This is a genomic window from Cohnella sp. LGH, assembly GCF_017671885.1.
Lineage (GTDB): Bacteria > Bacillota > Bacilli > Paenibacillales > Paenibacillaceae > Cohnella > Cohnella phaseoli.
This window is the reverse complement of the sequence record NZ_CP072117.1, coordinates 3,564,716-3,577,804: the sequence shown is the minus strand read 5'-3', so window position 1 is coordinate 3,577,804 and position 13,089 is coordinate 3,564,716. Positions and strand designations below refer to the sequence as shown.

Here is a 13,089-nt window from a genome sequence, read left to right as displayed (position 1 = left end):
GTTGATAGAGTGAAAGAGCTTGAAACAAAAATCGGCATCATTAATCCGCTTGAGAACGGCGGCGATTGCTTCGAGCCGGTCGTTCGGTACGGCTTGAAGGTTTGTCAACTGGTAAGCTGGGACGTGAGTCAAGCTACGGACGATGTTGCGGACACCGTTGCAGCCGCTGCCGCGAAAGCCGGCGTGCGCATTGCCGCATTCTGGGCGGGCGTGCCGGGACCGCAAGTATGGAATTTTGTTGAGGGACCGCTGACTTTGGGCATTGTGCCTGAAGCCTTCAGAGCGGAACGGGTCGCCGCGCTTAAGAGATGGGCCGATTTTGCCGCCCGGATCGGGACTCCTGCCATCATTACGCACTGCGGCTTCATACCGGAAAATATGACGGACCCTGAATATTCGCCGGTCGTCGACGCCATTCGCGAAGTCGCTCAATATTGCGCGGATCGCGGGCTGGAATTTTGGCTCGAGACGGGGCAAGAGACGCCGGTTGTCTTATTAAGAACGATTGAACGCGTCGGAACGGGGAATATTGGTCTTAACTTTGACCCGGCTAACTTGATTATGTACGGCAAGGGAAACCCGATCGATGCGCTGGATACGGTGGGAGACTACGTACGCAACATCCACGTGAAGGACGGGATGTATCCGATAAGCGGCGACAGTCTCGGCGAGGAGGTTCGTCCGGGGCTTGGCAGAGTACAGTTTCCAGAGCTCGTACGTAAGCTGCTTGATCGGGGATTTACGGGCGATTGGATCATTGAACGGGAAATTCACGGGGAGCAGCAGGAGAAGGACATTCGTCAAACGATTGCCGATCTGAACCGCTGGGCTGCTGCGGAAGATTCGGAACAATGACTAAAGGGGACGAGGAAATGTTGAAGGTAGGACTCATCGGCATAGGCTTTATCGGGAGAGCTCATCTGGATCAATATTTGCGTCTTGAGCAGGAAAATTATCCGATTCGCGTAACGGCCATTTGCGACACGGATCCGAAGAAGTTCGAAGGGGAGTTTACGGAGGGGAACATCGGGGTAGGCAACGCCGACTACGACTTTAGCAAATACAACTTATATACGGATCTGAACGACATGCTGGCATCGGAAGCTTTTGATTATATCGATATCGCGCTTCCTACGTTTTTGCATGACTCGGTAGCGATCCAGGTGCTGGAGAAGGGGTTTAACGTACTTTGCGAGAAACCGATGGCGCTGGATTCGAAACGATGCGAGGAAATGCTCGCGGCTTCCAGGAAAAGCGGCAAATATTTGATGATCGGGCAATGTCTTCGTTTCTGGCCGGCCTATGAATACTTAAAAGAATGCGTGGACCGAAATACATGGGGAGCGGTCAGGTCCGCCCGTTTCTACAGGGCCAGCAGCGCTCCGATCTGGTCGAATCAAAACTGGCTGCTCGACGAAACGCGAAGCGGAGGCGCGCTAGTGGATTTCCACGTCCATGATGCCGACATGATCCGGTGGTTGTTCGGAAACCCCGAAGCCGTCACCGCCATTGGACGCAATGTGTTCCCAGGCAGCGGCTACGATATCCTGTCCGCGCAATATCGTTACCCGGACCGCAAAGTCGTATCCGCCGAAGCCGACTGGTCGCTGCCGCCAAGCCTTGGCTTCGAGATGTCCTTCCGCGTCGGTTTCGACGAAGCGGCGGTCGTATTTGCGGGCGGCACGGTAACCGTGTATCCGAAGGACGGTCCGTCCTTAACGCCGGAATTGTCTCCCGATACGGGCTTTTATAGAGAAATCGTCTACTTGGCCGATTGCTTAAGGAACGGAGTTAAGCCGTCTGTCTCGCTCGGCCACGACGTCGCGGAGTCGATTCGTCTGGTGGAAGCCGAGAAAAGCTCCGCCGATGCCGGAGGCAGATGGATCGAATTCAAATAAGCCAAGATATACGAGGAGTGAGAGACTGTGGAAGCCTTACTGACAAAGAAATTATTTATTGGCATAGAAGATTGCGCATGGTTTTATAGCGGTGCGGAAACGCCGGCACTTAGAGGGAGCTTGGAAGCGATTACCGACTATATGAACCGTCGCAGCGTAGGCCCTGGAGGTCGCGCAAACAATGCGGCTATCGAGGCGTCGTGCAAATCGAACATTGCGCTTCTGCTCGGGGGAAAGGCTGAAAATATCGGATTATTATCGAACTCTTCGGAGATCATCTCGATGATCGCAGGCTCGATTTCCTTTCTCCCCGGCGACAACGTCGTCGTCAACCGCTTGGAATTTCCGGCAGGCGTCCTGCCCTGGCTTGTCCTGCGGGATAAAGGCGTGGAAGTAAGGTTCGTGGAGCATACGAATTGGCAGGTTACGCCGGAAGATATTATGGAGAAGGTCGATCATCGGACCCGACTCGTCATCGCAAGCCATGTCAGTTATTTATCTGGAGCCAGGCTCGATTATCGGGAATTATACAAGCAATTAAAACAGACGGATACGCTGCTCCTGCTCGACGCTACGCAATCGCTGGGCGCGGTCCCCGTCGATATGAACGAAACCGATTTTCTGGTGTGCAGCTCCTATAAATGGTTGCTCGGCATTCACGGTCTAGGCATTCTAGGCGTCAACCCGGCCAGAGTGGCTGATTTCATGCCGCGCTCGGTGGGATGGCGGAGCGTAATCGATATGTTCAGCCCGATTCGTCATAGCAGCTACGAATTCCATCACGACGCCAAGCGATTCGAGACGGGATATCCCAGCTACCCGACGATCTATGCGCTCAATTACTCAACCCGGTTGCTGTTGGATACCGGCATCGCCAGAATCGAAAACCATATTTTGCAGCTAGGCGACGAATTAATCGGAAAGCTGGACGCGCAGGGCTTCACGATTATTACGCCACGCGAACGGCAGCGACGGGCGGGTAACGTTTGCGTCGCTTCCGACCGGGGGGAAGAGGTATCCGAATATCTCCAAAAGCTAGGAATCTATCTGTGGGGAGGCGACGGCCGATTCCGCGCTTCCATTCATTCTTTTAACGATAGTGCCGACGTTGACCGTCTGATGAATGGCTTGTCTGAGGCTTGATACCTACTTCATGTCAAAGGGGCTATGAACATGAACAAAGTCAAAAAAGCGTCTCTCCTTGCAACGATTTGTCTAGTCTTGTCTATTATGATCGGCATCCATAAAACCTCGGCATCCGGCACGGACTTCGTCATCCAAGAGGATCAATTTCAATATTACAATGACGGCATAACCGTGACCGATACAACCGCGCGCAATGGCTTTGCCGGTAAAATGTCGAATACGAGCGAGGATTGGAACATTTCTCATATTCGTTCGGATTTCAGCGACCTGCAGCCGGGAAGATCTTACGATGTCTTTATGCGCATCAAGGTTGATCACATTGCGGCAAATCCAACGGGCAACGCATTAGCGTTCGGGGTCTGGGACAACACGTACGGGGATTATATCCTACCGCTAAAAACCGTGCCTTCCAGCCAAACGCAGGATATGACTTGGAAGGAATACCGGGTAGGAACGTTCGTGCCGAATTTAAGCGTGAACCAGCTTGTATTTTTCGTGGCGGGAACCGATAACGCGAGTCAAGTGTCGGAAATCTACGTCGATGAAATCATTCTGAGACCGCACGAATCTATCGTTATCGAAGACAGCAGCTTTATTCTGCATAACAGCTCGGTTCTCACTTCGAGCCCTCTCGCTTCCGATAACAGTGCGGCCGTTCTGTACAATGGACCGGGCAGCAACTGGAATATTCAAGCGCCTATCGACGGCACGAAGCTAAGGGCCGACGAGACCTATGATATCCATGCGATTGTGCAGATCGATCGAGCGGACTGGAATTCTTCAGCGGGCGATATTTTCGGAGTTGTCGTGTACGATTCGACGACGGGAACCTACCCTGTGCCGCCCAAAGTTTACAGTACGTCCAGCTTGGAGACGCAAGACAAGTTTAAGTTCTATATCGGAATCAAAATCAACGCCGCGCCTTTAGCGCTCGATCCGACTCATGTTTATCATGTCAGCTTTTATCAAGTAGACAACGCCGCCCAATTTCCTTCGATCAAAGTCGATCAGGTATCGATAGTCGAATCGCAAATCAACGACAATCCAGAACAACTAATTAAAGTGAAGCCGTATAAGATTTCGCCGGGCAATCAGGACGATCTTAACGATTCCGCCGGAATTACGTATTCGCTATCCGGGGCTCAAACGATAAGCGCCAAAATCGTCGATAGCAGCGGCAGTCCGGTTAAAACACTGGTTAACAACGTTAGTCAAAGCGGCACGGCGAAAATTTCGTGGGACGGAAAAAATAACGCTAACGCGATCGTACCAAACGGGATGTATACCGTAGTAATCAGCAATCCGAGCGGGCAGTTGTATAAGAAAAATATTCAGGTTATAACCGGTGTCGCCTTAAACGATCCGATTGCGCCGGCCCCTCTCGTAGCAAGAGGAACATGGTTTGAGGGAGGAGAAATTCCGTTCCAATCCACCACTAGAATCTCTTACTTAAATAATAGCTTCCAGGATCTGAAGGACGCGAATATGAACATGGTCAGCATCGCCAACTGGAACGGATCTACCGCGCTATATACGGACACTCTGGATCGGGCAGCCGCTTACGATATTCAGGTCATGGCTTTCCCGATGGCCTATGCCACGTTCAGCAATCCAACGCTGGAGAATGACGAAATTGCGTTATACAATCAGATCAACGCTAGAATCGCTCCGATTAAAGATCATCCGGCCCTGTATGCCTATGTTCTAAAGGACGAACCGATGAACCTGGATATCGATCATGCTCATTTTTTGAGAAACGCCAAAAGAATGACGGAATCGATCGATCCTTATCATCAAGCGTTAATAGATTACGTTACTCCGGAATATACGGAATTCCATTACGGGATTCAACAGACGCAGACGCTATTGACCGATCCTTACGGCGCGGCAATCGGTTACCCGATCGGGGATTTTACCCATTACATGAATCATCCCTATTATGCGAATATCGATTACAAACCTTATTTGGATTTCCTTCACATGCTGACCAAGAAGGATATTCAAAATCGCGCTCCATGGTGGACCGTCGTGCAAAATTACGGGCATGAACCCACAGGCTTAAGAGACCCGATCCCCGCCGAAACAAGGGCCATGACCTATCTCAACATCGGGCACGGCTCCAAAGGATTCCTTTACTTTATCTATCAGACGGAAAGCTTATGGGAAGGCATGGTGGATGAAAATTATAATAGAGGGCCTAAGTTCGGCACCGTTCAAACCTTGTTTAATGAAATAAAAGCTTTGGAACCGACGATTCTGTCCATGACCAAAATCGCGAACGTCGCGACAACGATCGGGGGCGGCAATACGACGAGCTCGGCTCATCCGAACGCGGACGTGACGACGCACGTGAATCTTGCCACAGGGGACAAATATTTGGTCGTCGTGAATCATAATTGCTTAAGCAGCGCCAATGTCACGATTAAGATCGATCGGGCGAAGCTCGGCATGGATATTACGGAAATCAGGGATTCGCTTACCAACGCCTCAATCAGCTATACGACCTATCCGGATCGCTATGAAATCAGCAGTCTGGCTTTTGCGGCGGGGGACGGGAAAATCCTCAAATTGACGAAGGATACGACCCAGTCTGTCTACGTCGGGCAGGATAGCGATTTGAACATGTTTGGAGGAGCTACAAAAAATAACGCGGACGTATCGGCTTCGGACGGAAAAACGGCGATTAAGCTTGTAGGAGCTGCGAACGGCTGGGACGTTCAATGGTCCTGGGATAAGAGCCTCCTTGTTCCCGGCGCGACTTACGATCTGTATGCGGTCGTGAAAATCAAATATGCCGACGATTTGTATTTCGATGCCAATGGGAAGCCCGCGTTTTCTATTCCTTCTGGAAATGCGTTCTCGTACGGAGTATACGATGCGACTACGAATTCGTATCCGTTCGGAACGACGACCGTGCAGGCTTCCGCCATGGAAAATATGTTATGGCATACGATCAAGATCGGATCGTTCGTTCCTTCTCAGACGAATAATCAATACGCCTATATCTGGCCTGCGGATAATCCGGCAAACGTGTACGCGGTTTACGTAGATAAGCTCTATTTCGTAAAACAGTAAGCAGCAGAGTCGTGGGAGTGAGGAAGATGGGGTTACTGGTTAGGGAAGGCGCGGCGCAAGAGGCGGAGCATCCCGCGGTCCGGATATTGGACGATTTGGTACGCATACAAAGCGTCAATCCGCATTACGGCGAGGACGCCCGGGGAGAGGGCGGCGTTGCCGATTACGTCGAAGCGCGCATGCGCCAAGCGGGGCTGCGGGTTACTCGGCAACCCGTAACCGATGGTCGCGACAATATTATCGCCGAATTGCGGGTTGGCAAGCCGGATTCCGCTTTGCTGTTCGAGGCGCATATGGATACCGTATCGATCGGAAGCATGGAGAACGCGCTTGTGCCGACTTACCGCGACGGAAGGCTATACGGTAGGGGAGCCTGCGACACAAAAGGCGCGTTGGCCGGCATGATTCATATGATGGAGCGGTGCGCTTCCCATCCGGAGCTTCTGAACGCCGATCTTGTCTTCTGCGCTTCGGTCGATGAAGAGTATGCCTTTCAGGGGCTAACGGCTTTTATGTCACTCCAGATCCCTCTAACGGGAGCAGTAGTCGGCGAGCCGACCGAGCTTGGCATCGTGGCGGAGCATAAAGGCTGCGCCCGGTTTTCCGTCCGGACAAGGGGCTTAGCCGCTCACAGCTCGGTTCCGTACAAAGGAGACAACGCAATCTATTCGATGATGGATGTCGTTCGCTACGTGAAAGATACGGTAGAACCGGGTTTGGCGCGAATTGGCAGCGAACTTTGCGGAAGCCCGACGATCGTCGTAAGTACAATTAACGGAGGCAGCCAGATCAATATCGTTCCGGAAGCTTGCGAGATCCGGATCGATCGGCGCATCGTTCCCGGCGAGACGCCCGAACAAGTTCTCGCCGGGTTCGAGCGGCAATTGCGGGAATCGCTCCCCGAAGCTAACCTTTCCGTCGAACCGCTGCTCCTGGATCCTGCGCTCAATACGCCGCATGACGCAGCCGTTGTCCAGGCGGCGCAACGCGTCGCCGGATCGCTCGGTTTGAATCCGTCGCTGCGCGGCGTGTCTTACGGCAGCAATGCAAGCAAGCTGCAGGCTTGGCAAGGGGTCCCGTCCATCGTGTACGGACCGGGTTCGATCGATCAGGCGCATTCCGCGGAAGAATGGGTTCCGGTCGCCGAGGTCGTTCAGGCGGCCGAGTTCTATTATCGCTTGGCTTGCAATTATCAGCTCGACTAAGAGGAGAGAGACCGATATGAAGAAGGAAATCATCCGTACCGATAAAGCGCCGAAGCCAGGCGGTTCTTATTCTCAGGCCGTAAAGCTGAGCGACATGGTATACGTGGCGGGAACGTGCCCGTTCGATCTTGTGACGGGAGAGGTGCTGTTCCCCGGAGATATTGTCCGGCAAACGCATGTCGTACTCGAATATATGGAACAAATTTTACAGGCTGCGGGCACCTCTCTTGAACATGTCGTCAAAGTCACTTCTTTTATTGACGAGCTGAACGATTTTGCGGCATACAACGAGGCGTACGCTGAATATTTTACCGTTGAGCCGCCCGCCAGAAGTACGGTTGAAATCGTCAAGTTTCCTCCCGGCATGCGCGTGGAAATCGAATGCATCGCCTACATCCCGTCATGATCAGAATCGATGATGGCATCTATATGGTCGGCAGCGGCAAGTACGGCTTTCAACTGAGCGATCCGATGGATTGCAACGTCTACCTGCTGGACGGCGGAGACGGGCAATTCGCTTTGATCGATGCCGGCGGAGGGATAGAGCCCGAGCGGATTGCGGCGAATATCGAACGCATCGGGATATCGCCGGGGCAAATCCGATATTTGCTGCTTACCCACGGGCATGGCGACCATGCGGCAGGGGCCGCTTATTTTCACCGGACCTACGGGCTGCAGGTCATGACCTCGCAGGAAATTTTGCCTTGGATCGAAACGGGGGACCGTGACAAGGTTAGCATTACCGCGGCGGTAAGAGCGGGCGTGTATCCCGCGGATTACGAGTTTCCGCCTTGTCCGGTAGCGAGAGGGCTGCGGGAAAACGACGAGATCGTTATCGGCAATCTCTCGCTGAAGATAATCGATACGCCGGGACACGCGCGCGGGCATATTTCCTTCCTGATCGAGAGGAAGGGGAGGAAGCTGTTGTTCGGCGGCGATTCGGTATTCGCCGGAGGAAAAGTTGTCATTCAGAACGTCTGGGATTGCGTCATATCCGAATATGCAGACACCGTGGACAAGCTCCACGGACTCCGTATCGACGGATTGTTTCCCGGACACGGACCTTTTCTGCTTACCGAGGCCTGGCAGCATATTGCCAAGGCGCAAGCTTGCTTCGAACGGCTGGACGTGCCTCCGAATTTATAGATAGGGAGTGGGAGATCGGAATGAATAGAGTGAGAGTGGGCATTCTCGGCTTGGGTCGATGGGGAATGTGTCATTTGGAAGCCTTCAGTTCGCTTGGAACGGCGGAAGTAGTAGCCATATGCGACAGCTCGCCGGAAAGGCTGGAACGAGCGGGTAAGGAATACGGCGTCGCGAACTTGATCTCAAGTGCGGACGAGTTGGTCCAGCGAGACGATATCGATTTGATCAGCGTGGTGACCTTTGAAAGCCACCACCTGGAGCCGACTTTGAAAGCTTTGCAATCCGGCAAGCATGTCCTCGTGGAGAAACCGGTAACGACTCGCCCGGACGAGGCCAAGGCGATGCAGGAAGCGGCCGTCGCCAGCGGCAGGCTGCTCTTTCCAGGACATCTGCTGCGGTTCGATCCGCGTTATGCCGCGATTAAGGAGGCCGTGCTGTCCGACCGGGTAGGCGCTCCAGTCAGCATGTACTTAAAGCGTTCCCGGGAGCACTATTTATTCGAAACCTTTCAGCGCGTCCATACGGTATTCGAATTAATGATCCATGATATCGATTTGGCGATCTGGTATGCCGGATGTCGCGTGAGAAGCGTGAAAGCTTACGGAAGATCCGTAACCGATTCCGGCGCAGCCTCCGCCTCCCCGGAAGTGCTGTGGGCGAACCTCGAATTCGAGAACGGAGCGCTGGCCGTGTTGCAAAGTAGTTGGATGACGCCGGACCAAGCTGGAGTCGAAATCGCGGACGCGATCGAAGTGATCGGAAGGAGCGGAATTGCCCACTTCGAGACGAGTAATTCGGGCCTGCAATTCTGGAACGGCCAAGGAAGGCTGACTCCGGATACGAATATTCATGCGAAGCTGCATGGACAATCCGTTGGATGCCTGCGGGAGCAGCTGACCTATATTTGTCGCTGTATTTCCCGGGGCGAGGATCCGGTCGTTATCTCGTTCGCCGATGCCGTTCATGGCGTAGAGGTCGCCGATGCGATCGCGAAATCCTGCGCGACGGGACGGGAAGTCGTACTTGCGGAGTCTATCGAGTTATAAATAGGATGAGGTGCGGAGAATGAAACTGCTGACGTTTGTAACGGATGACGGGCTTAAACTGGGGGTCAAATCTGAATCCGGGGTCGTGGAGATTCCCTCAGAGGAAAGTTGGCCGCGAACGATGGAAGAGTTGATCGCCGGAGGAGAGCGGATGATCGATCGGATCGATGAGTATGTGCGCAGCGCGATTGAAGTCGGTGAACTGAGGAGAGAAGAGGAGTTGACGTTCGGACCATGCGTTCCGAGCCCCGGGAAAATCATTTGCGTCGGCTTGAATTATCGCGAGCATGCCGCGGAATCCCAGATGAGCATTCCGGAATACCCCGTCCTGTTCAATAAATTCAACAATTCGATAGCCGCTCACGGCGAGACGATCCCTCTGCCTTCTTACGTGAAGGAAGGGGATTACGAAGTCGAGCTCGCGATCGTCATCGGCCGAACGGCGAGCGGGGTAGCCAGCGATAAAGCGCTGGACCACGTATTCGGGTATTGCATTGCCAACGACCTGTCTTCCCGGGATTTGCAGTTCAGAACGAATCAATGGCTGCTCGGCAAGAGTCTGGATCGCTTCTGCCCGATCGGTCCTTACTTGGTCACGGCCGATGAAGTCGGGGATCCGAATTCCCTAGAATTGAGCTGCTGGTTAAACGGCGAGATTCGGCAACAATCCAATACGTCGGATATGATTTTCTATTGCGACGAATTGGTCAGCTATATTAGCGATTACATCACCCTGAATCCGGGGGACGTCATTCTAACGGGAACGCCCCAAGGCGTCATCTTCGGCTATCCGCCCGAGAAGCGCGTATGGCTGAAGGACGGGGACGAGATCGCGATGGAAATCGACAAGCTGGGCAGATTGGAAAATCGGATGCGTGCCAGGGCGGGTGAGCGGCTATGATTCTCGATTTGCGAACGGAGCCGGATAAGAAGGCGCTGGCAACACCTCATTTTCCTACGCGAATGCAGGCCGTCATTTGGCGAAATTGGGGGTTAGTGCCAGCAGAGCGACTGGCTCTGGTGCTCGGCGCTTCCGAAGAGCAGATCAGGGAAGCCGCGTCGAACCTGGGGCTTGAGGTCTCGCAGACGGGGAATGAAGCGATATGGCTCGAAAGAGGATATATTACAATCATTCGCGCCAATTGGCATTTGCTCCCTGTCGAGCAATTGCTCGAGCTGCTAGGATGGACGGAAGACCGACTCGCCTTCACTTTAAAAGAGGACGATTTCCTATGGATCAAGCTAGGCAGCCTCAAGCCGTGGACGGAGTCGGTCAAATATCGGGTTCTGAACGAGGCGGAACAAGAGCGGACGCGGCTGATCAGGGAATCGACGGCGGCCTTGAGCGATGGACGGCAAGCCGAAAAACCTTTCGATTTTCTCAATCAATATCGCAAGCCGGCTATGAGGGAGAACGTCCGTGTTAGAGAGCCAGGTCACGGGGAAATCAGACTGGATATTTCTTGGACAATCGAAGCGCCGAGCGGCCATCCCGTTTTGGATTCCGCGCTGGAACGATTCGTAACTAAGCTTGAACGGACCTGGGGCGCAAAGTGGACCGTCCGGAAAGCTTCCGCCTTTTCGCCTAACGAGGAGATCAATCCGGTGATGCGAATCGAAATCGTACCGGATTCATCCCAATTGACGGAAGACCACTTGATCGTTGCGGGGACGGATACGCTTACGATTCGGGCAGCGGCCGAAACCGGGATTATGCGAGGACTCCAATGGCTGGCCGGGCAAGCGTGCGAAGGTCATGCGCCTTATCTCATGGCTGGCGAATACCGTCGGACTACGAAATTCGATATGCGCATCATCTACTCCTACGGCGCCGTATACGGAGATCCGCTTTTGACGCCGGAATTGGACCCTTTTCCGGAAGCTTTGCTGGAACGGTTGTCCGATGCGGGAGTGAACGGCATTTGGCTGCAAAGCGTCCTCTATAACCTAGTTCCGCTAGCCGGGTTGCCGAAGGAGCTGTCTCTCAATTGGGAGCAAAGGATTGCCGGATTGCGCTTTCTCGCGGACCGTGCTGCGAAGTACGGGATCGGCGTTTACTTGTATTGCAATGAACCCCGTTCCATGCCTGTGTCCTTTTTTGCCGACAAACCGGATTGGCAAGGACATACGGAGGACGGCTATGCGACGCTGTGCACATCGCATCCGGAAGTACAGCAATTGCTGAGCGACGGGATTGCCCGCCTCTTCCGCGAAGTCCCGGGTTTGGCCGGCCTGTTTACGATCACGATGTCGGAAAATTGGACGCACTGTTATTCGCGGGCAGTGGGGGGCCAGACGAATTGTCCGCGCTGCAGCCGACGAACGCCGGGCGAAGTCGTTGCGGAAGTGAACGGGCTTATCGCCGAAGGCGCGTTTCGAGAAAAACCCGAAGCGCGAATTGTATGCTGGACATGGGGATGGTCGCAAAGTTGGGGATGGGATGATCAGGAAATTCGTTCCGCGATCGAGGGATTGCCGGACAACGTAATCGTCATGTCCACGAGCGAGGAAGCGATTCCCACGAACATGGCCGGTTCTTCGGGACAGGTCATCGACTATTCCATGTCCGTCGTCGGGCCGGGCGAGAAATCGCGGCGGACCTGGGAAGTGGCTCAAGCGCGGGGCTTGCGCACAGCGGCGAAGGTTCAGTTTAATAACACATGGGAATGTTCGGCCGTGCCATTCTTGCCCGTTTTTCAGTTAATCGAGGAGCATCTCATCCGCTTAAGCGATTCAGGGGTCAGCGGCTTGATGCTGAGTTGGACATTGGGCGGATACCCGTCGCTTAACCTGGAGCTTGCATCCGAATACTATTGGGATACCGATTCGGGCGAGAAGACAGGCATTGGCGAACGGATGCAAGCCAAGTTCGGAAGCGAGGCGGGGCAAGCGATCGCAGATGCTTCGGCCGCGTTCGGTAGCGCGTTCCGAGAGTTTCCCTTCGATTTAAGTGTGCTGTACTTCGCACCGCAAAATTTCGGACCGGCCAACCTGCTTCATCTGGAGCCGACCGGCTTCGAGGCGACCATGATCGGTTATCCTTACGACGATCTGGAGCGATGGCGCGGTATCTATTCGGATGCCGCATTTGCCGGGCAGTTCAAGAAACTTGCCGTAGGGTGGAAGAAAGGGCTGCGTCTTCTGGAGGCGGCAAGGAAGCGGCTGTCTGCTGGGGCACATCGGGAGTTCGACGAGTTGACGACTTCCGCATCGGCGGCTTATCTTCATTTCTACAGCACATACCTGCAGATCGAGTTCGTTAGAGCCCGGCAAAAATACTTGAAGGCAAGAAGCTCATCCGTCCGTTCGAAAGCTTGCCGCAAGCTCATCGATATCGCGAACAAGGAAGCAAGCAACGCCTTGCAGTTGTACGAACTCGTCATTCGAGATTCCCGCATCGGTTTTGAAGCGAGCAATCATTATTACTATACGCTTCAGGATTTGCGCGAGAAAGCGCTGAATTGCCGTTATATTGTCGAGGAACTGCAGCAGGCGGAACAACAAATCGACACTATGTGACGAAGGGGGGGCTGTCTTATAGGCGTCTCAAGTTGCTCTGGAAGATAATCGATA

10 protein-coding genes are annotated in these 13,089 nt (G+C 53.6%); all 10 read left to right on the top strand.

The genetic code is table 11. The features are described 5' to 3' along the window. Window positions 1-9: 9 nt before the first annotated feature. From J4772_RS15195 to J4772_RS15150, 10 genes are read left to right on the top strand one after another with little or no spacing between them, the layout of a single operon-like run. A complete protein-coding gene (locus tag J4772_RS15195) occupies window positions 10-855 on the top strand; it encodes a sugar phosphate isomerase/epimerase family protein (RefSeq protein ID WP_209075891.1) in 846 nt (281 codons plus the stop codon). 17 nt (window positions 856-872) lie between these two features. Then, the gene (locus tag J4772_RS15190) at window positions 873-1,898 is read left to right on the top strand and encodes a Gfo/Idh/MocA family protein (protein WP_209075889.1); all 1,026 of its coding nucleotides are present in this window, start codon (window positions 873-875) and stop codon (window positions 1,896-1,898) included. A gap of 27 nt (window positions 1,899-1,925) precedes the next feature. Continuing rightward, complete coding sequence (locus tag J4772_RS15185; protein ID WP_116063152.1) at window positions 1,926-3,041, top strand: aminotransferase class V-fold PLP-dependent enzyme; 1,116 nt, start codon at window positions 1,926-1,928, stop codon at window positions 3,039-3,041. A 30-nt stretch (window positions 3,042-3,071) separates the two neighbouring features. Further along, window positions 3,072-6,119: a FlgD immunoglobulin-like domain containing protein gene (locus J4772_RS15180; RefSeq protein ID WP_209075887.1), complete on the top strand. Its 3,048-nt coding sequence runs from the start codon at window positions 3,072-3,074 to the stop codon at window positions 6,117-6,119. Window positions 6,120-6,145: 26 nt separating this feature from the next. Then, complete coding sequence (locus J4772_RS15175) at window positions 6,146-7,324, top strand: M20 family metallopeptidase (RefSeq protein ID WP_209075886.1); 1,179 nt, start codon at window positions 6,146-6,148, stop codon at window positions 7,322-7,324. Between the two features lie 16 nt (window positions 7,325-7,340). Further along, window positions 7,341-7,730, top strand: coding sequence for a RidA family protein (locus J4772_RS15170; RefSeq protein WP_209075884.1), 390 nt, complete (start codon window positions 7,341-7,343; stop codon window positions 7,728-7,730). Then, window positions 7,706-8,470: an MBL fold metallo-hydrolase gene (locus J4772_RS15165; protein WP_116063156.1), complete on the top strand. Its 765-nt coding sequence runs from the start codon at window positions 7,706-7,708 to the stop codon at window positions 8,468-8,470. Before J4772_RS15170 ends, J4772_RS15165 begins: the two co-directional genes overlap by 25 nt. 20 nt (window positions 8,471-8,490) lie before the next feature. Beyond that, window positions 8,491-9,516: a Gfo/Idh/MocA family protein gene (locus J4772_RS15160; RefSeq protein ID WP_209075881.1), complete on the top strand. Its 1,026-nt coding sequence runs from the start codon at window positions 8,491-8,493 to the stop codon at window positions 9,514-9,516. Window positions 9,517-9,535: 19 nt separating this feature from the next. Further along, window positions 9,536-10,417, top strand: a complete 882-nt coding sequence (locus J4772_RS15155) for a fumarylacetoacetate hydrolase family protein (protein WP_209075879.1) — start codon at window positions 9,536-9,538, stop codon at window positions 10,415-10,417. After that, window positions 10,414-13,035: a hypothetical protein gene (locus J4772_RS15150; RefSeq protein WP_209075878.1), complete on the top strand. Its 2,622-nt coding sequence runs from the start codon at window positions 10,414-10,416 to the stop codon at window positions 13,033-13,035. The genes J4772_RS15155 and J4772_RS15150 overlap by 4 nt, the downstream gene beginning before the upstream one ends. The last annotated feature ends 54 nt before the right edge of the window (window positions 13,036-13,089 follow it).

What these genes read in the sequence shown, in the direction of transcription:
- J4772_RS15190 (WP_209075889.1), top strand. Translation starts at nt 873, where the DNA reads ATGTTGAAGGTAGGACTCATCGGCATAGGCTTTATCGGGAGAGCTCAT.
- J4772_RS15155 (WP_209075879.1), top strand. Translation starts at nt 9,536, where the DNA reads ATGAAACTGCTGACGTTTGTAACGGATGACGGGCTTAAACTGGGGGTC.
- J4772_RS15150 (WP_209075878.1), top strand. Translation starts at nt 10,414, where the DNA reads ATGATTCTCGATTTGCGAACGGAGCCGGATAAGAAGGCGCTGGCAACA.
- J4772_RS15175 (WP_209075886.1), top strand. Translation starts at nt 6,146, where the DNA reads ATGGGGTTACTGGTTAGGGAAGGCGCGGCGCAAGAGGCGGAGCATCCC.
- J4772_RS15180 (WP_209075887.1), top strand. Translation starts at nt 3,072, where the DNA reads ATGAACAAAGTCAAAAAAGCGTCTCTCCTTGCAACGATTTGTCTAGTC.
- J4772_RS15165 (WP_116063156.1), top strand. Translation starts at nt 7,706, where the DNA reads ATGCATCGCCTACATCCCGTCATGATCAGAATCGATGATGGCATCTAT.
- J4772_RS15160 (WP_209075881.1), top strand. Translation starts at nt 8,491, where the DNA reads ATGAATAGAGTGAGAGTGGGCATTCTCGGCTTGGGTCGATGGGGAATG.
- J4772_RS15170 (WP_209075884.1), top strand. Translation starts at nt 7,341, where the DNA reads ATGAAGAAGGAAATCATCCGTACCGATAAAGCGCCGAAGCCAGGCGGT.